Source organism: Photobacterium sp. Alg240-V54, from assembly GCF_900537155.1.
Classification (GTDB): Bacteria; Pseudomonadota; Gammaproteobacteria; order Enterobacterales; family Vibrionaceae; genus Photobacterium.
In genome coordinates, this window is sequence record NZ_UNRL01000001.1 from 544269 (window position 1) to 563883 (window position 19615).

Annotated in this window: 13 protein-coding genes and 1 pseudogene; 7 read left to right on the top strand and 7 right to left on the bottom strand. The window is 39.2% G+C overall.

Features of this window, described 5'->3' with window-relative positions; translation table 11 throughout:
• Positions 1-146 precede the first annotated feature (146 nt).
• From G6R09_RS02300 to G6R09_RS02320, 5 genes are read left to right on the top strand one after another with little or no spacing between them, the layout of a single operon-like run.
• The gene (locus G6R09_RS02300; protein WP_163920297.1) at positions 147-1286 is read left to right on the top strand and encodes an efflux RND transporter periplasmic adaptor subunit; all 1140 of its coding nucleotides are present in this window, start codon (positions 147-149) and stop codon (positions 1284-1286) included.
• Positions 1279-2562 (top strand): TolC family protein, encoded by a 1284-nt coding sequence (locus G6R09_RS02305; RefSeq protein WP_240345689.1) that lies wholly within the window; start codon positions 1279-1281, stop codon positions 2560-2562. Before G6R09_RS02300 ends, G6R09_RS02305 begins: the two co-directional genes overlap by 8 nt.
• Complete coding sequence (locus G6R09_RS02310) at positions 2559-3770, top strand: ABC transporter permease (RefSeq protein WP_163920299.1); 1212 nt, start codon at positions 2559-2561, stop codon at positions 3768-3770. Before G6R09_RS02305 ends, G6R09_RS02310 begins: the two co-directional genes overlap by 4 nt.
• A 1-nt stretch (position 3771) precedes the next feature.
• Positions 3772-5046, top strand: coding sequence for an ABC transporter permease (locus G6R09_RS02315; RefSeq protein ID WP_163920301.1), 1275 nt, complete (start codon positions 3772-3774; stop codon positions 5044-5046).
• Complete coding sequence (locus tag G6R09_RS02320) at positions 5039-5770, top strand: ABC transporter ATP-binding protein (RefSeq protein ID WP_163920302.1); 732 nt, start codon at positions 5039-5041, stop codon at positions 5768-5770. Before G6R09_RS02315 ends, G6R09_RS02320 begins: the two co-directional genes overlap by 8 nt.
• 64 nt (positions 5771-5834) lie before the next feature.
• Here the strand turns inward: G6R09_RS02320 and G6R09_RS02325 are convergent, their stop codons facing one another.
• Positions 5835-6194, bottom strand: a complete 360-nt coding sequence (locus G6R09_RS02325; protein WP_065168719.1) for a diacylglycerol kinase — start codon at positions 6192-6194, stop codon at positions 5835-5837.
• Between the two features lie 126 nt (positions 6195-6320).
• Positions 6321-7928 (bottom strand): phosphoethanolamine transferase EptA, encoded by a 1608-nt coding sequence (eptA, locus tag G6R09_RS02330; protein WP_163920304.1) that lies wholly within the window; start codon positions 7926-7928, stop codon positions 6321-6323.
• 199 nt (positions 7929-8127) lie between these two features.
• Here eptA and G6R09_RS02335 point away from each other — a divergent pair, with 199 nt between their 5' ends.
• Entirely contained in the window at positions 8128-8541 is a 414-nt protein-coding gene (locus G6R09_RS02335; RefSeq protein ID WP_163921041.1) for an NUDIX domain-containing protein, read from the top strand.
• 136 nt (positions 8542-8677) lie between these two features.
• On the opposite strand, the gene ygjK is transcribed toward G6R09_RS02335, so the two are convergent.
• The 3 genes from ygjK to dbpA form a co-directional block, all read right to left on the bottom strand.
• Positions 8678-11305 carry an alpha-glucosidase gene (gene ygjK, locus G6R09_RS02340; RefSeq protein WP_163920306.1) on the bottom strand — a complete coding sequence of 876 codons (2628 nt, stop codon included), beginning with the start codon at positions 11303-11305 and terminating at the stop codon, positions 8678-8680.
• Positions 11306-11878: 573 nt separating this feature from the next.
• Positions 11879-13669 carry a sodium:proton antiporter gene (locus G6R09_RS02345; RefSeq protein WP_163920308.1) on the bottom strand — a complete coding sequence of 597 codons (1791 nt, stop codon included), beginning with the start codon at positions 13667-13669 and terminating at the stop codon, positions 11879-11881.
• A gap of 283 nt (positions 13670-13952) precedes the next feature.
• On the bottom strand, positions 13953-15338 hold the full coding sequence (gene dbpA, locus G6R09_RS02350; RefSeq protein WP_060997273.1) for an ATP-dependent RNA helicase DbpA: 1386 nt from the start codon (positions 15336-15338) through the stop codon (positions 13953-13955).
• Between the two features lie 365 nt (positions 15339-15703).
• Between dbpA and G6R09_RS02355 the strand changes: the two are divergent.
• Positions 15704-16162 (top strand): annotated as a pseudogene (locus G6R09_RS02355) (hypothetical protein); the annotation flags it as partial.
• A 99-nt stretch (positions 16163-16261) separates the two neighbouring features.
• On the opposite strand, the gene G6R09_RS02360 reads toward G6R09_RS02355, so the two are convergent.
• Positions 16262-17614 carry an ISNCY family transposase gene (locus G6R09_RS02360; RefSeq protein WP_163920310.1) on the bottom strand — a complete coding sequence of 451 codons (1353 nt, stop codon included), beginning with the start codon at positions 17612-17614 and terminating at the stop codon, positions 16262-16264.
• A gap of 361 nt (positions 17615-17975) precedes the next feature.
• The gene (gene opgC / locus G6R09_RS02365) at positions 17976-19502 is read right to left on the bottom strand and encodes an OpgC domain-containing protein (protein WP_163920312.1); all 1527 of its coding nucleotides are present in this window, start codon (positions 19500-19502) and stop codon (positions 17976-17978) included.
• Positions 19503-19615: the final 113 nt, after the last annotated feature.

Here is a 19615-nt window from a genome sequence, read left to right on the forward strand (position 1 = left end):
GAATTAACAATGCAGTGGTAATATTTGATTATCTTATCGCTTTATTTTGTTATCAGTTTAGGCTCCAATTTCTTAACATAATTATCTGAAATCAGAAAACCTACTGACCAACTCATTCTATTTTTACCTTGTTGTTGGACGTTAATATGAAAAAACGCTGGATAACCGCTGCGGCATTAGCTTCTATTAGTTTAGGTGGCATATATTATTCCACTACCCATTCACCACCGCTGCACAGCTTTACGACACTCACCGCAAAACAAGCAACCATCAAAAAACAAGCCGTTGCTGTGGGTGAAATCATGCCAGCACAGGTTGTAAAGGTAAAATCTCAGATCGGTGGTATTATTGATGATATCTATGTTCGAGTTGGAGAACATGTAACTGTTCATAGCCCATTAGTGAAATTACGTCCAAACCCGACCCCTCAAGACCTTACAGCTGCTCATGCTAATCTCCTCAAAAGTCAGGCTGATCTTGAACTTGCGCGAAAAACCTTACAAAACTACCAACGTTTAGTGGCACAAAATATTATTCCGGCTAATTTTGGCGATTATATTAAAAGCAAGGCTCAACTAAAATCAGCTCAAGCAACAGTTGAACAAAGCCAACAAGATATGGATTTAAAAAGTCGAGGCGAATCAACGGCAGGTAATGTCAAATTAACCTCGATCATTAGCGCCCCAATTACAGGTACAGTTATTGATATTAAAGTAGACGTTGGTGAACCGATTATATCGACAGAATCAAACCAAGCTGCCACTGAAATAATGACCATGGCAGACATGAGTAATATTATTTTTAAAGGCACTGTAAGTGAACATGATGCGGCACAATTATCTGAAGGAATGCCCGTCACATTAACCTTATCACCTTACCCTGAAAAAAAGGTTGAGGGTGTATTAACTAAAGTCGCAGTGCAGTCAGAAAAACTTAATGACAACAATGCCAACTCTAATCAACAGCAACAAAGTTTTGATAATGGCTTTGCCGTTGAAGTAAGCCAAATCAAATTCCCTAAGGGCATGGTGCTACGATCTGGGTTTTCAGCAACAGCAGAGATCACCTTAAGTAAAGCTGATGATGTAATGACATTACCAGAGCGCGCTCTGCATTTTGATGGCGATACGGCACAAGTTTTAATCCCTGATGATTCAGAACAAGGCTATCACTACCAACCAGTAACACTAGGGTTATCTGATGGTATTAATGTTGAAATTAAAACAGGTATTGATACCAAGCAATCACTGATAGATGCCAGTACAGTAGGTGATTTCAATGACTAAAGTACGCATTGTCATAACACTAATAATGACGGCAGGTTTAAGTTGCTGGAGCCTAACAAGCCATGCAATAACAATCAACCAAGCGTGGATTGCTGCTAAAAATACCAATCCAAGTTATAAAATAAAACAACTAGAACAAGAGCAAAGCCAATTTGATACTAAGGTGGCTAAAAGTGCGTTACTGCCAGATTTATCAGCGACAGCGGGTAAAACATGGTCTGATCACGATGCAACCCAACCCTCAGGCTATACGGTTACCTTAACCCAATCTATCTGGGACAGTCGTTCATGGCTTGCGCTTGATCAAGCGCAAGCTGAGGTCGTTTATGCTCAGCTAGAACTAAAAAAAGAACAAAATCAGCTTGCTTATAGTGTTGTTGATGCCTATTTTAAACTTGCTCAGGCTCAAGTGGCTGTTGGTATTACCCGCGAACAACATCAAGATGCATTACATTTATTAACCTTGACTCAAAAAAAATATCAGGCCGGTATTATTCTTTCAACAGAAGTCGATGATGCCAATACTAATGTCTTTGGTGCCTATAGTGATTTATTAAGTCAGCAATCATTACTGGCAGAGCAACAAGCCATTCTGGCCAAATTGATTAACCAACCGCCACAGCATGTTGATGAAATTAATAGTCAGAATTTACATCGACCACCATTACAAAAAAACACCAAGCAACAATGGCTAAAGTTGGCCCAAGATAATAGTCCTGATCTTCTTGCTGCCCAGCAACAACTGCGTCAGGTTAAACTCGCAGTTAAGCAACAACAAGCAGACTATTACCCTAACCTATCGGGCAATATTAGCTACAGCAATGATTTTAATGGCCATAGTGATAACCTTAACACTGGCATCACCCTCAATGTGCCCCTTGATCTTAATGGCAAAATACGCTCACAAGTCGGTAAAGCTAAAGTTGGTGTCCACATTGCGCAGCAACAATTGCGTCAAGTTGAATTGGATTTAACCAATGATATTAATACTCGCTTTAATCAATTAGATCTTGATTGGCAACGAGTTGATATTGGTAGTAAAAAGCTACAAGCCGATCTCAAAGCACTTAAGACCAAACAAATAATTTATACCTCAGGCACTGACGGTACCACCGCGCTTGATATTATTCAGATTCAAGAAAAGGTCTATAAAAGTAAAGAAAGCCTACAAGATCTTCTTTATACCTATTGGCTACATCGAATTCAATTATTGAGCTTAACCGGACAATTAAACGATAAAACTATCGTACAACTGTCACAGGCACTGCAGCAATGATGACCCTGTTAGCGCAAACTTTACAAACCATTATGGCGCATCGGCTTCGCAGTTCATTAGCGATAATTGCGATTATGTGGGGAATTATCTCGGTATTAGTATTAGTTGCACTCGGTGAAGGCTTTTACCAAACCAATAAAACATCATTGTCATCGCTTATCGACAATAATCAAAAAGTGTTGATGGGACAAACATCCCTTCCGTGGCGAGGCTATCCGGCACGACGGGTGCTTCATGCAACACAAAAACAATATCAATCACTCGCCACATTACCGCAAGTAAAACAGCTGGCGATTGTTTTTAGAGCTAAGAAACCCAATGTCACTGATATGAAAGGCATAAAACTGCGGGCGGTGGTCAACGGCGTTGATACGCATTATCTGCCTTTACAAGGTATAAAATTGCTATCAGGTTCACGTCCAATCACAATCAGTGATCAGCGCAATCACAGCCGCGTCGCCATTATTGGATGGCGATTAGCAAAACAAGCTAAGCTAACTATTGGTGAACAACTGAAAATTAATGCGATTCCTTTTACCATTATTGGCGTAGTACCTAAAAATGAAAAGAACTATTCGTTTCCAGCTCGAAGCCTCATTATTCCATCGGTAACTTATGCTGATATCTGGCAAGGCCCACCATCACAAGCGATTGTTGCTCCACAAAAAAAAGTCTCACTTGCAGCATTACGAAAGGCGATACAAACACATTTTGCTCATGTGCTTCAGTTTGATCCTCAAGATACTCAAGCGATTAATGCACCAGACTTTAGCCACTTCGCTAATACATATTTAGCTCTGTTTAGAGGTATTCAACTATTTTTAGCAGCCAGTGGTGCTATGACATTAGCCGTAGGAGCACTAGGCGTTGCCAATATTATGTTTTTATCGGTGACAGAGCGTACCCGTGAAATTGGAGTACGACTAGCGATTGGCGCGACACCAACCCATATCTTGACGCAATTTTTAGTTGAAGGTGCAGTATTAGTCATATTAGGAACCGCTATCGGTTTTAGCATCTCATGGTTGATCGTCAAGGCATTAGTGATGAGTCACTTACCGCAATGGCTAGGCACACCGGCTCTTACCTCTAACGCAATTTTCTTGACGCTAAGCATCACTGCAATATTAGCATTACTGGCTGCTTTTTTTCCTGCAAGAAGAGCGGCGAACCTCACGCCAGTCATAGCATTAAGTGCGAGGGCATAACATGTTTCCATTGCAACAAATTCTGCATGAGATGGCTGCAGAAAAACTCCGATTGTGTCTTACTATTTTAGCGATTGTATGGTCAACCGTGTGTATAAGCACCATGTTAGCCACCGGTGAAGGGCTTCGCCAAGGGCTTATTAGAAGCACCACCAGTGGTAATGGCGATCTTATTTATGTCACGGGCGGAACAGCCAGTATTACACAAGGGCGTTTCTTTCAAGGCAAAGCATTTGATTTACATTTATCTGACCGCGAGAATTTAGCAACATTACCTGATGTTAAGCGGGTTTCAACATCTGCTTTATGGGATCAGCCCGTCACAAAAGGCGATCGTTTCGCTTATACCGAAGTGTTCGCGGTTGAAAATAATTACAAAGCAATTAATGATTTAACCTTAGAACCCGGTGGACGCTGGTTTAACCCCACAGATACGAGAGAGCAACGTAAGGTAGTGATTATCGGTAAAAACACCGCTATGACACTATTTAATGACAAGCCTTATCATTATGGTGATCCTAAAAAACTTGATAACAATCCAATCGGCCAGACACTTAAAATAGGTAATATTGATTTTACCGTCATCGGTATACTTGATGCTCCAAGACGGATAGAACAAGGCTCAGAATCAATGTATGCCACACTGGTTCCTCTAGCAACTTGGCAACGTTTTTTGCCTCAACAACCGATCAATGCCTTTAACGTTGAACCCCAGCCACATGCTAATCGAGAACGTTTAGCTGTCACGATTCGTCAAGTTTTAGCCCAAAAATATAACGCTAGCATTAATGATGAAACACTGATTCAAACTGATGATATGTTGCTTAATCAAGAATCAATGCGAAATTTTCTGCTAGGTTTACAAACATTTTTAGGCATTATTGGGTTTGTTACGCTGATGGTTGCCGGTATTGGTATTGCCAATGTGATGTATGCCAGCGTTAAGCGTGCTACGCGCGATATTGGTATTCGTATGGCTGTTGGTGCAACTCCCAATAACATTCGCTGTCATTATCTCATTCAAGCTATGCTGACCATGATGATTGGCGGCACGATTGGCTTATGTTTAACGGTCGGATTAATTGCGTTAATCAAAAAAATACCAATGACGAACAGTGAGTTATATATATATCTAGGCAAACCACAACCGGAGTTATCTCTTAGCGTTATGGCTATTGTTGTGATTGCATTAATTGTTGTTGGTATTGTTGCAGCTTGGTTTCCAGCCAACAAAGCGGCCAGTATCACTCCACTAGAGGCACTACAAAGTGAGTAAAATACCCTCGATTGATTCCAAAAATCAGCATCCCTTAGTCTCATTAACTAATATTTGTAAATATTATGGTGAGGGTGAGCACCTTGTTAAAGCACTTGATAATGTTTCTTTGACTATTAATAAAGGTGAGTTTTTATCTATTTTAGGTCCCTCAGGATCAGGGAAATCGACCCTTATGAATATATTGGGGTGTTTAGATATTCCAACTAGCGGTGACTATCAACTCAATAATGAAGATGTTTCAACCTTAACTAGTCATCAGCTGGCTAAAATTAGAAATCATAATATTGGTTTTGTTTTCCAAAGTTTCAATTTATTAGACTATGCCACAGCCCTTGATAATGTTGCTCTCCCTTTAGTGTATCGAGGAACTAAAACCAAGCAACGTCATCAAAAAGCAGCGGCTTTACTTGAACAAGTGGGGTTAGGTGAGCGTATGCATCACAAACCGAATCAACTTTCTGGTGGTCAAAAACAACGGGTCGCCATTGCGCGTGCATTAGTCAATGATCCACAGATAATTTTAGCCGATGAACCTACTGGCGCACTTGATTCTAAATCGGGAGCAGAAATTGAGGCGCTATTTAATGATTTACACCGGCAAGGACGAACACTAATTATCGTCACTCATGATGTTAGTTTAGCGGAACGCACTAAGCGAATTATCACCATTAAAGATGGTCAAATCATCGCAGACAAAGCAACTGGCTATCACTCCCAATAAAACCACAAAAAAACGTCAGTATTATTATAATTAACAATACTGGCGTTATTAATTGGTATTTCAATTATAAAAATAAAATACTGCCCCAAGTGATAACAACCAAAGCGAGCGCAACAAATACCGCAGCAGAGCCAATATCTTTCGCTCGACCACTCAACTGATGATGCTCAGGCCCAATACGATCAACCACAGCCTCAATGGCAGAATTGATCAACTCAGCAATAACAACAATAAATAATGAGCTAATCATCATTAATCGTTCAACTTTTGTCACAGGCATAAAAAATGAAACGATCGTCATTATAACTAACAGAATACTTTCTTGACGAAAAGCAGCTTCATTTATCCACGCAGCTTTTAAGCCTTGTATAGAATATCCAGTTGCATTAATGATCCGTTTTAAGCCCGTAGCACCAGGTTTCATGGTTATCTCTCTGTTTTATAATTAAAAGACTTAATGTGTTTGTGACTAATGATACATTTTGGACAATGAAATAAAAGTAAAAGAGGACAACAGCCCTCTTTTTATTTCATATCTCACTCAATATATTTATTGCTGACACTGGGAGAATATATCTAATTTAGGATCATAAACCTTGGTTTTAACATCCATCATACCTAATAAAGTATGGAATAAATTATCTTGCGAATAGCCACCAGCAGCCGCTTCACGTTGTAAACATTGGCGGTTTATATGCTGGCTTTGTTGATAGGCCGGCGATAGCCATAATATTAGCGGCACTGTTGTTTGCTCTTTCGGCGCAATTGCATAAGGAAGTCCATGTAAATAGACCCCATCTTCACCTAGTGATTCACCATGATCAGCCATGTAAATCATCGCAGTATTGGCGTTATGATCATCACTTTTCAACATATCAATCACACTACTTAAAATATGATCGGTATATAAAATGGTATTATCATAAGTGTTAGTGACCTGCTCACGGCTACACTCTTGTAAATTACTGGTATTACAGGTTGGCTTAAACACTTTAAATTTGGCTGGATAACGATCATTATATGTTGGGCCATGACTACCAATTATATGCAATACAATAAGCGTATCTTGTTTGGCATCATCAATTTGAGCTTGTAGATTTTTAAGCAAGACTTCATCGTAGCAGGTGCCATCGTGACAAAGCTTAGGATCACTATCAGCATTGATCACAATATGCTTAACCCGATCACATACACCTTTACAACCACTATCATTGTCTTTCCAATCAACATCAATACCCGCCCGTTGTAAAATATCCATCGCAGTATCTTGATGGCGAGCCGCTATCGCATTGTAACTCGCTTTGGTCATGACCGAGAACATACAAGGCAATGATACTGCCGTTGCGGTACCACATGATTTTACATTTAAAAAACTGATCACATTACGTTTTGCTAACTCAGGATTGGTATCACGATCATAACCATTTAATGAATAATTCATTGAACGTGATGCCTCACCGACAACCATTACCACAACATTATGCTTGCCAGACTGGTGGTTATCTTTGGCATCAACACCTAACTGAGTGAATGGCATTTTCGCTTCAATTAATTGATACTTTGCATAACGAAATGTTGCTGAAATATAATTGGTTGGGTTAATTAGTGCCTTAATTTCAGAGTGGTTGCGTACCAATGAGGCATAATCTTTATAATAACCTGCTGCAATCACCACAATCACTAAAACTGAAATTAAAATACTGATACAACGTGCAATGATCTCTTTTACAACAGAGCGGTAAACAACCTTAATGCGCCATAAGATCGCAATCGGAATAATTGCAATCGCAACAATCCACACCACACCAGCGATAGAGAAGTAACTTCCAGCTTCTGCTGGGTTAGTTTCAAACACATTCACAATCATCCCATAGTCAAAATAGACGCCATAGCTATACATCGCATAGGTGACTAAACTTGAGATAAATATCAGAATCGCAACTAATGGCCGCTGTAGCCACGGCCACAACAGTAAATTAAAAATAATATTGAGTGCGGCGATAATAAACAATGGGATCGTAGCGATAAAAACGCCATCATTAGTGGTATTTTCAGCAAACAGTTCACTTAGATGCTTCCACAAAGCGATGTTTTGAATTGCTGCAAAAAAAACAGCAACTAATAATATATAAGAAGTACTCGTTAAGCGGAATTTCATTACACCGTATTCCTTCGTTAAAGATAAAGTAAACTTTAACCATCAATGACCTAGGGCTGATGATTATGCCTATGAACATATGTAATAGACATGGATCTAAATGAATTGACGCACAAATAAAATGCAAACATAGATTGAAATAATGATAGTCACTTTTTTTATCTTTGCTGAAACTGTTACACTATTGGCAGTAAAGGAGATGACTGTGAATAAACTTCAACCTATTGATAAGCTTGCTTGGCTTCATATAAAACACCGAAAATTATTAGGTGCTCGATCTTACGGAAAAAGCGCTTACTATATTCCAGGAGGGAAACGAGATACTGGTGAGACAGACACTCAGGCATTAATTCGTGAAATTAAAGAAGAGTTATCGGTGGATCTTATTCCAACATCATTGTGCTATGCCGGTAATTTTCAGGCACAAGCTCATGGAAAAGAGCCTGGCATAATGGTGAAAATGACCTGTTATTATGCTGAATATAACGGTGATTTATTACCCGCATCTGAAATTGAAGAAATTCGATGGCTTACCAGTAACGATACCGATATTAGCTCAACCGTCACCTTAATGATTTTAGCCCAATTAAAAGCACAAGATTTGATTGATTAAAAAAGCGCCAATACAAATCTACACATTCAATAACAACATGTAGCTTTGCATTGGCGCAATGTAAAACGGATACAAGGGGAAAAGTACCCGTTAACAGCGTTATAAACTATAGACTCAACAATCTATCGCTTCAAAACTATTTTAGAAAATCATTATAAAGCATGTATAAATGTGCTGAACTCCATGAGAAGTTATTCGCACCTTGCACTGCGCCAGTTTCAGGGTTGTAGTTCTCTTGAATTGGGCGATCAAGAGTTAAACCTTTCGCATTTTTAAATAACTTATTCACCATCTCGTTGGCTTGTGTAGTGTAGCCATAATCAGCCATTCCTTTAACACCAAAGTAGAACTGATCAACCCAAACTCGACCACGCCAGTAAATATCTGCACCATAAGCTGGGTTATCTTTTGCAGCCGTTCCTAATGGTACTGTGGTGTTAAATTTCTCCGTATTCATCATATTCTCAACCACAGCCGCTGCAGTAATACGATTCGCAGCACCATTAAACAGTGGTGACCAACCTTCAGCACCCATACCACGTTCAACAATCGGATTACCTGCACAGCCATTATTTAATGAACGCGCTTGATTAGCATCGATATTAATGTCGTAGTAGAAACCTGTTTCACGATCAAACATACACTGGTTAATATAATCTTTAGTTTCTGCCGCTTTCTCAGTAAACACAGCCGCTTCAGCATCATGGCCTAATACTGTCGCAATTTGAGCTAAGTATTTATTATCGCTGTACCAGTATGACGCCTGATCAACCGACTCTTGCATCAGTGAGTAACCGACTAATTGATCATTGTCATCACGGTTTTCACTAAACTTCACCTGCCAATCTTTTTTAGCTAGGTTTAATTTAGCTGTGTTTTCGGGATCAATATTGGCATAAGTCACCGCATCGCCATTCACTGAATAAGTATTATCAAATCCATGTTGCTTATGAGCATAACGACCTAGTTGATCGATAAGTGCAATTTCTTTAACGTCGGTTAAGCCTTGTGCATCAGCAATAGTGTCGATAAAACCAAATACTGCTGCATCATCACGGCCAGACTCCCACGATGCTGCTGTTTGTGCCGGGCTATGAATATCAATATAATCAAAAGATTCTAATAATTTATTGTATTCAGCGATACCTTTAGCTGGAATCCATTTCTCAGGATTAGCTGCCGTTTTATACTCATAAATTAACTGGCCATCTTCACTTGTGTGCACAGGATCTACAGCCGCACCATATTCAGGAATACCATTGTTATTAGTATCACGCGCTGTTAGCCACCAGTTATGGTAATCAACTAATTTAGGATACATTTCTTGTAACCAAGCTTGTGCTTCATCGGCGCGGTTATATTTATCTTTCAGGGTTGTGTAAACTTCCCATACCGCCCACGATGCCAAGGATGGTTTGGTATTACGCTCATTCCATGACTGTGAGTCATTCATTTCCGTTAAACCAAGTGCATCACCACGCTCTTGTGACATGTTCATACCAACCACATCAAGCAGATAGCCTTTGTCGTATGGACGTAATATATCGTTATCTTGTACCTGATGTTCAAACACCGTACGAATGTTTGCCATTGCTAAATCTGGATTAAAATGTGCCATTGCATACGCTTGTTTCCACGTATCCCACGGCCAAGTTAAGTTACCAGAGAACCAACGCGCTGTAACTGATGGCGTTACCGTATCATAACTAACAAAACCTGCAGGACTACGCCAATTACCGGTTAAGGTTTCCATCGCTTTTACTGCTACACGTTCTTGATCTGACGTAGCACCTTTATTCACTAAACCATTTTTTAAATATTGTTCCCAACGCTCAGTGGTTGCATTCATATAGCTAATTGGGTGTTTTAAAATATCAGCAACGACGGTTTGCTCTTGCTGCCACTCAGCAGCAGTTAATGTATGGCTAAACACGGTATACAAAGTATGAATTGGTTGTGATCCGATTTCAGCGACAGATTGATACTCAAGCCCATTAATATGGGTCGTAGTGGCAATATTACGTTGAATATTAAACGCGGAAGATCCACTGGTACGCACCATCCATGAATCACGCTCTTTACCAAACGCAATATCAATATCACCGGTTTTGTCAGCTGTTATTGTACGGGTAAAGTTAGGTAATTGCTCAGCGACAGTCGCTTTATAATCAGGATTAGCCTTACCATCTTTAGCATAATAACCATCAACTAATTTACCATTCCAAACCAATTCTAGGTTTGCGCCAGTATCATTAGTAATAATGGTTTCAACAATCGATGAACGCGAAGAAACAAACTGTAACTTCATTTCAACGTTAATACCGTCAGCGGTCATGGTCTGAATAAGTGCGCCAGGAATACTGTAAGCCGTCGCTTTAAAGTTAACCGGCTGACCATCTTTTAAAATCGACAGCTTATCAAAGTACTCTGCAACCGAAGTGTTATATTCTTCAGCGATCGCGGTTACACCAAAGCCACCCATGTTTTCAGAGCGTTGCTGTAAATCAGGTAGCAAATGACCATGCCAAGCACCATTATCATGCAGTGGTGTATAAGCCATATGGTTACCAGCACTGACTTCAGCTAGGTGCTTTGGTGTACCGGTGCGATCGAGAATATTTTGAAATTTCACCGCGACTTGTGGATTTTTCTTTTCTTCGGTTGTGGAATTAGTGTTATCACTATTACAACCTGCGGTGAACATTAACGAGCCAATGGCTGCTGCTAATAAGGTTTTCTTTGCCAACATCTGTTGCTTGATCATTATAAAATCCCCCGATATTTAATGATGTGCTGTATCTTATTATTTTTTGTACAGCTATTTTGTAGTCAGAGTGCAAACTCGTACTCTGAGATTGCGGAGGATAATAATGGTAAAAAAGACAACTAAAATTGAAGTTAATCACGTTTGTTATTTTACTAAAATCTCACTAAAAAAAAGCCGTTACATTTAGACACACTTTCAATGAAAATAACTATCGTTATATGAAGGCATATCACATCGCTAGCGCTAGACTCAAAAGGTATATAAAGTTCAACTATTGATGATTTAATTAACTAAAATCATCACACCGGATCAAGCTTAAAAAACGCTGTGACATTAATTCAAAAAAAAACAGCGTTCTGAAAAATAATGCGATCTTCTATCCAAAAAAGAGCTCTGCTGTAAATCATCTGTATCTGTAACTTTTGTAACGCGAAAAAGAACGCAATGTAACACGTCACCGACCTTGTTTTTTCACCAAAATGTGAACCACATCACTGTCGTTTTTTTAGCAAAAATAAAAAAAGCACCCTCAGGTGCTTTTGTTGTACGCTAATAAATAAATGACAACTATTAAGCAGCTTCTTTCACTAACGCAATAATTGTCCATCCCGCTTTAACGTCTAGTTTTGATACCACAGTAAAGGGATGAATATTCTCTTTCAGATCAACTGCAAATAAAGGAATAACTAAGCCACTACTATATTTTTGGTAATAATTATCAAGGGTAAAATTATCGCTAAGTTTAGTATGCTTAATTTCAGCTCCCTGATTCATCAAACTGGCTAATTTTTTATAACTAATATCATCACCAAACAGAACAACACCACTGTAATCTTGAGTTACTGAATGTTTTTCTAAACCACTGTTATGACGACGGCCATTTAAGCGATAAATATTACGTTGTCCAAAATCGGTTTCATAATGACTTGCCGCAACTGCATTAAAATGTTTATCCGGCGTCAGTGCTAATAAGTGACCCACTCCAATTAGATCTAAATATTCATCAGCATGGCTAGAGACCGCATTACCATAATAAGTTTCTAACCCCGCCATGCGCGCCGCACGAATATAATCCCAGTTAGAATCGGTCATTACCACGCGACAATCATATTTTTTAAGCGCTAAACCTATTTCTCGAGCAACATCATTAGCACCAACAACTAAATAGCCCTTTGGTGATGGTTCAGAAACACCAAGTAATCGCGCTATTGGGCGTGCAGTTAGGCTTTGTAATACCACCGTACCGATTATCACCATAAATGTCAGTGGCACTAACAACTGAGCACCTGCAACACCGTCATCCATCAGTTTTAAGGCAAACAGTGCTGAAATAGCCGCAGCAACAATACCTCTTGGCGCTACCCATGCTAAAAACAATTTTTCCTTAAAGGCTAATTGGCTAAACATAGTAGAAATAAAGATAGATGCAGGTCTTGCAATTAACTGAATGACGACAAATAACGTGATCGCTCCCCAGCCTAATGCATGAAAATCAGCTAACTCAATACGAGAAGCCAAAATTAAGAATAAGCCTGAAATTAACAAAATAGTCAGGTTTTCTTTAAAATGCAGAATATGGCGAATATCGACATCCTTGGCATTTGCAAGCCACATTCCCATTACCGTTACTGCTAGTAATCCGGCTTCTGATTCCAAAGCATTTGCGCCAGCAAACACACCAAGCACAACAGCGAGTACCGCAAAAGGTTGTAAATATTCAGGTAGTAAATGATTACGTAATACATATGCAATCAACCATCCGGCAATGGCACCAATCACTAAACCAACCACCAGCATTAACCCAAACACTGCCAAACTGTGCATTTTGCTGCTAGAAACAATAAATTCGTACACGATCACGACAAATATTGCCCCAATCGGATCAATTAAGATACCTTCCCAACGCAAAATGTTCGCCAATTTCGCTTGAGGTCTTACTGTACGTAACAGTGGCACGATTACTGTAGGTCCGGTTACGACTGTCATCGAGCCAAATAAGAATGCCAATGACCAGCTAAAATCTAATAAATAGTGTGTCGCAACACTGGTGATGATCCACGTAATAATGGCACCTATGGTAACGATACTTTTAACGTTTTTGCGGACATTTTTTATTTCTGCAAAATTGAGCGTTAAGCTGCCCTCAAATAAAATAACAGCCACTGCTAATGAAATCAGTGGAAACAGTAAATCACCAAAGAGGATATTAGGATTAAATATGCCAGTAACAGGGCCGATCACTAAGCCTGCTATAAGTAATAATAAAATTGCAGGTAATTTCATACGCCATGCTAGCCATTGACAGCCAAGCCCCAATACCCCGAGGCCTGCAATTGTCAATCCAATCATTTCTTGATGCATAAATGGATACTCTTTTTAAAATTCAATATAAATAGCAACATGGTCTAATAACCTTAAATCATTCGCTTAATATTGCTAACTTATATACTAAACAAACATATTTAACAGCATATAATTACAACTAAATCACATTTATAACATATAAATATTTATCAGACATTAACCATGTAATTTACTAATAAATTGTTTCGCTAGTATTTTTATAATAAAAAAGCCGATGGTCGCTTTATAGAACAAGCATACCATCGGCTTAATAAGGTTAGATTAAGGTGTTACAAATCAATTAGCGCAGTTGACGCGAACGGAAATTACGCCCTTTAATACGGCCTTTTTCTAATTTTTGTAATGCTTCACGCGCCACTTCACGTTTAACCGCAACATAAGCACAGTGATCAAACACATTAATTTTACCAACGTCAGCACCAGCAATGCCTTTATCGCCAGTTAAAGCACCTAAAATATCGCCAGGGCGTACTTTTTGCTTTTTACCGCCATCAATCATCAGAGTGATCATTGCTGGACGGAACGTTGGTTGATCTAATAAGTTGCCAGCAGGTAATGCTTCGCCGTTAATATCACGATCAAGGTAATCTTCAAGTAACTTAACTTTATAATGTTCTTTATCACTAAATAATGAACAAGCAATACCTTTACTGCCCGCACGACCTGTACGACCAATACGGTGAACATGCACTTCAGTATCCCGTGCTAAATGATAGTTAATCACCATATCAAGGTTATCAATATCCAAACCGCGCGCTGCAACATCTGTCGCAACTAAGATTGATTTACTCTTATTAGAGAACAATACCAGAGTACGATCACGCTCACGCTGCTCTAAATCGCCATGTAGCGCAATAGAACTAAAGCCAAAGTCTTCTAAATCATCAGACATTTCTTGTGCTTCACGCTTGGTATTACAGAAAATCACACAAGATTCTGGACGGTGTTGATTCAGTAACAAACGTACTGCATCTAAACGGTCTTCATTGCCATTAACCTTGTAAAAGTGCTGTGAGATACTGCTATCATCATGGCTAGATTCTACTTTTACTTGGACTGGATTTTTCATGATACGCTTGGCAATTGATGCAATTTGATCAGGATAAGTCGCACTAAATAGCAAGGTTTGACGATCGCTTGGCGCGACATCAATAATTGCATCTAATGAATCTTGAAAGCCCATCTCTAGCATGCGATCAGCTTCATCAAGCACTAATGTATTTAGCTCATCAAGACGTAAGAAGCCTTTGTGAATATGCTCTTCAATACGACCAGGGGTACCCACAATAATATGCGCACCATGCTCTAATGAACCAATTTGCGGGCCAAATGGCATACCACCACATAACGTTAGTACTTTAATATTATGAATGGCACGTGCTAAGCGACGGATCTCTTTAGCAACTTGATCGGCTAATTCACGTGTTGGGCACAATACTAATGTCTGCACGCGAAAACGTTTTACATTAAGGTTATTTAATAATCCTAAGCCAAACGCTGCGGTTTTACCTGAACCCGTTTTACCTTGAGCAATAACATCTTTGCCGTCAATAATAAGCGGAAGGCTCTGAGCTTGAATAGGTGTCATTGCTTCATAACCCAGTGAGTCTAGGTTGCTCAATAGATCAGAGTGAAGATTTAGGGTAGAAAATGCCGTCTGACTCAAAATGATGTCCTGTAAACGTCAACATACCCGCTTTACCGTTAAATATAGGTATCGATATGTTGTTTAATATAAGGTTGCACGCGGTAACACATGCATAAGGGCTGCGACACTAACAGCTAATGGCTACGCTGACAATGCTATAAATCAACACTCCTATTTTAGCAAACATCATTTATATTTGAAAATGCTACTACAACAGTACAAATCAGCATTGATAACTAACCAATAACCACCCTGTCTAGCCTAATATTATTCCTGTTACGCATTATAAACCAACGCTTACCTATACTTGACCAATTCACTAGGGTATAATCTTTTCCACACCTTTAATTGGCTATTAACCTCTATTAAAACAAGGAAATATCATGAGTCAGTATGTTGTCTGTGCGCTGTATAAGTTTGTGGAACTTAGCCATTATCGAGAGTTACGTGAACCACTACTTGCTCTAATGGAAGAACATCGTATTCGTGGTACCTTACTCCTTGCAAATGAAGGCATTAACGGCACCGTTGCTGCTGATCGTAAAGCGATTGATATTTTATTAACGTGGCTAAATGCCGATGCTGCTCTCGCGGGCATTATTTGTAAACAATCACTATCACATTCTCAGCCTTTTAATCGCACCAAGGTAAAGCTCAAAAATGAAATTGTTACCCTCGGTGTTGAAGGTATTGATCCACGTCATGTTGTAGGTACTTACGTCAAACCTCAAGCTTGGAATGATCTGATTGCCGATCCAGACGTATTCGTTGTTGATACTCGTAACGATTATGAAATTGAAATAGGTAGCTTTAAAGGCGCAATTAATCCCAATACCGATACATGTCTTTTCCAGTTTAAAATGTCCTCATTATTCCCCGATTAAAATGTCTCCTTTTAAGGTAGTTCATTAGGGTGAATTTGAGGTTATAGAGTAGGGAAGTCACGGCTTTTTTCTGGTACTGGGTTTAAATTGTTCTGGGTGAACTAACACGGGATTGATGGCTTCAAGTTGACGGATTGCCCGGTGTTGGGCGGTTCGTTTTGGGGCACTTTTACTGCGACTACGCTTTTGTTGTTGGTCATATTGTTGCTGTTTCGCATGGGCAAATTTCAATACTGCGCCCAAACGTTTATTATCGACCACCTGACCTTGGTCAACATCTTCGAGCTTATCAAACACTTTAAATTCTAATTTACGATGGCCGTATTGAATGGCGATGGTGCCATCTGGGCGATCTAGAACGTTAACAACTTGATGTACAAGTCGTTGATTTTCTTCAGTTGGAACAATTAAATAGATAACTTTGTCGTATTGAAATGTCAGTGACTTTGATAATTTCCTTGGTTCTTGCCACRCAAAAATATCATGTAATTCATCAGTCGATTCACGTAATGGCCGATGCATATCTTTAGGATATTGAGCAGCTTTAGCAAAACGTTGGTTAAAATCAGTGRTAAAGTCGGGGAGCCACGCATTAGCTTGTTCAATATTATCAATGTGTTGTAAACGCATTTCTTTGACTAAGCGATCTTGTAAGGTCTTGTTGGCACGTTCAACACGACCTTTGGCTTGAGAGCTGTTTGCGCAAATCAATTCAATGTTTAAGTCATGCAATACACGACCAAACTGAGTGATGCGGTTTGTTTTTGCATCCCGTTTATTGACATGAAACACCGCATGCCGATCACTGTAAAAGGCTGTGGGTTTACCATGGTGTTCAACATATTCACGCGTGGCAACCATGTAATCAAACGCAGATTCTGTTTCGCTAAAACGTAAGTTCATCAGTTTACCGGTGGCATCATCAATGAAAACCAACAAACAACATTTGTCACTGCGGCCTTCAAACCAATCATGATGTGAGCCATCTATCTGAATTAACTCACCATAACAATCACGTCGATGACGTGGTTGATAAACACGAGGCTTACGTTTGAAATGTGGAACCCAAAGGCCATCAGCGATCATCCATTGGCGTAAAGTTTCTAACCCAATTTTAATACCGTGGCGTTCAATCAGTTTTTCACGTGCTAACGTGGGCCCGAAATCTGCGTAATATTCGTGGATGAGGTTTAAACATTGATGACGCATATCAGCATTAATTTTATTGCCTGGTGATTGTCCGCGACGTTGATGAACCAAACCAACAGCACCAAGATCTCGATAGCGTGTTATTAATCGTTGAACCTGACGAACACTGACATTAAGAAGCTGTGCAGCATCTTTACGTTTGATTCGTTTTTCACAAACATCACGAATTGTACCTAAGCGAAATATCTCTTTGTCATTCATGGTAACCAACATATTTTGTTTAACTCAAATTGATCAGCAGATACTGATCACTATAGAAAAACAGGACATTTTAGCTTTGCAGAAAAGAGACATTTTACCTTGGGAGCTACACCTCTAGTGCGCATTATGTACCTTATGTTAAATAGGTTATCCGATATTGATAACCTGATATAAACTAAACTAGTTGATTGATTATTAAGTCTATAAGTGTTCTCACCCATCAATGAACTTTGTCTATTTAACAGTATTTGCTATTTACCATAAAATAGGTAATTAACACTGACTTTAAATACTGCCGCACATTTCATTTTGCTTGGTACTTAAATTCAGCGTAAATTACTTAAATCTATAACTGACGTTGCTAGCGTATTTGAATAGTTTGAGTTTGCGATCCGTTGTGGGCAAACATAACATCTTTCATTTGTGGTGCCGTAGTTAACAATGGATTGTTTGAATAACCAAAGCGTTCAATCGGCATTCCATCGTTGCCTAACGTTAAGTAATAATTGCTGTCGTTATCTTGAAATGCAAACACCGCATAGTTACCCGATGGTAATGCATCAATAGTGATCCCTTGCGTGAGTTGTTGTGGCGCAAAACTCTTCACATACACCGTAGCTCTTTGGCGTAAATCATCTTGCTCGTCATAAACCATGACAAAAAAAGGTGTTTTGGTGTCTGTAATATTGGTAGCTTTAATTGTTAATGATGAAACGCCTTGAGCACTAACAACATTACCCAGTATCACAACCGCACATGCCATACCTAAATAACCAACAACTCTTCGCTTGCTTACAGCATCGGTTTGCCACTTTTCTGTTAACCATACTGACAGCCATAATGTTGCGCTAAGCGTGAGGATTAATACGGTAAAATAAGGCGCTAAGCGTAAGTTATGCAGTAATGGTGCACTTAAATAGACCAGCACAATTTGCCAGCTAAACACCCGCAAAGAATGACGGCCAATATAACTAAGTGCGGTTATGTGTAATGCATTTGGGTATCGCTTGATAATGATCGCAATTAAATAAACCCACACTGCAATATTTAATGCTCGTAACCAACCAAGTTCTGGCTTATCTGCATATGAGTACAAAACCCAGCGATTAATATCGTAACTTACAAATGCGCCATGATGAGCCGCAAAAATAACCGCAGCGATAATTACCGCAATAGCTGTTAATGCAGGATGATGCCAACGTAAGGTTTTGTTTTGAAGCATATAGCCAAGTGCAGATCCGCTTACAAACAATAGCTGCCAAGCAAAAACATTAAAGTAGCCTAATTGTAGCGTAAAATTTGCAAACACGAACTCAATCAATGGCTGTAAAACTGTCGTATTGATAGTGCTACTAAACATCCATACCACGACACTGACGCTGATCACTAACCACCCTAACCCTTTACGGTATGCGATGATGAGTAACGGTAACAACAACATAAACACTATATACAGCGGAAGAATGTCAAAATAGCTTGGCTGATTAACAAGAGTTGCACTGGCTATAAAGGTGTTAATCGGACTTTGAAGCACATTATGCGCACTATTTTCAAGAATCGGTAATACTGATGGTAATAGCTGAGATGCGATAAAAATCCATATAAAGACAATAACTAAACAGCCAATGTGATACCTGTAAATACTCAATGCACGTTTGAAAGCTTTATTAGTGAGCTGGGCGTTGGTGAATGTATCGCGGCTATATATTGCTCCTGCCAGTAATCCTGAAATAAAGACGAAACATTCTGCTGCACCGAATTGTCCTAATGGCTGTAATGTGACTAATTGTATTGCTGAATAGCCACCACTTACCCAGACTAAGTGATTGATTGTCATCAGCAATAGTAATAGACCGCGTATGCTATCTAATGCAGCAATTCTTTTCATAAAGATGACTCTAATTATTTGTATTAGCGTATTTTTATCAATTATTGTGTATTTTTCACTCTATAGATGAACATTTAATCTCATGATTGGATAAAGAACGTCTTTTTATGTAA

Excerpts from the sequence above, each read along its gene's own strand:
- G6R09_RS02300 (WP_163920297.1), top strand. The coding sequence starts at position 147 with ATGAAAAAACGCTGGATAACCGCTGCGGCATTAGCTTCTATTAGTTTA.
- G6R09_RS02305 (WP_240345689.1), top strand. The coding sequence starts at position 1,279 with ATGACTAAAGTACGCATTGTCATAACACTAATAATGACGGCAGGTTTA.
- G6R09_RS02310 (WP_163920299.1), top strand. The coding sequence starts at position 2,559 with ATGATGACCCTGTTAGCGCAAACTTTACAAACCATTATGGCGCATCGG.
- G6R09_RS02315 (WP_163920301.1), top strand. The coding sequence starts at position 3,772 with ATGTTTCCATTGCAACAAATTCTGCATGAGATGGCTGCAGAAAAACTC.
- G6R09_RS02325 (WP_065168719.1), bottom strand. The coding sequence starts at position 6,194 with ATGAAACCTGGTGCTACGGGCTTAAAACGGATCATTAATGCAACTGGA.
- eptA (WP_163920304.1), bottom strand. The coding sequence starts at position 7,928 with ATGAAATTCCGCTTAACGAGTACTTCTTATATATTATTAGTTGCTGTT.
- G6R09_RS02335 (WP_163921041.1), top strand. The coding sequence starts at position 8,128 with ATGACTGTGAATAAACTTCAACCTATTGATAAGCTTGCTTGGCTTCAT.
- ygjK (WP_163920306.1), bottom strand. The coding sequence starts at position 11,305 with ATGATCAAGCAACAGATGTTGGCAAAGAAAACCTTATTAGCAGCAGCC.
- G6R09_RS02345 (WP_163920308.1), bottom strand. The coding sequence starts at position 13,669 with ATGCATCAAGAAATGATTGGATTGACAATTGCAGGCCTCGGGGTATTG.
- opgC (WP_163920312.1), bottom strand. The coding sequence starts at position 19,502 with ATGAAAAGAATTGCTGCATTAGATAGCATACGCGGTCTATTACTATTG.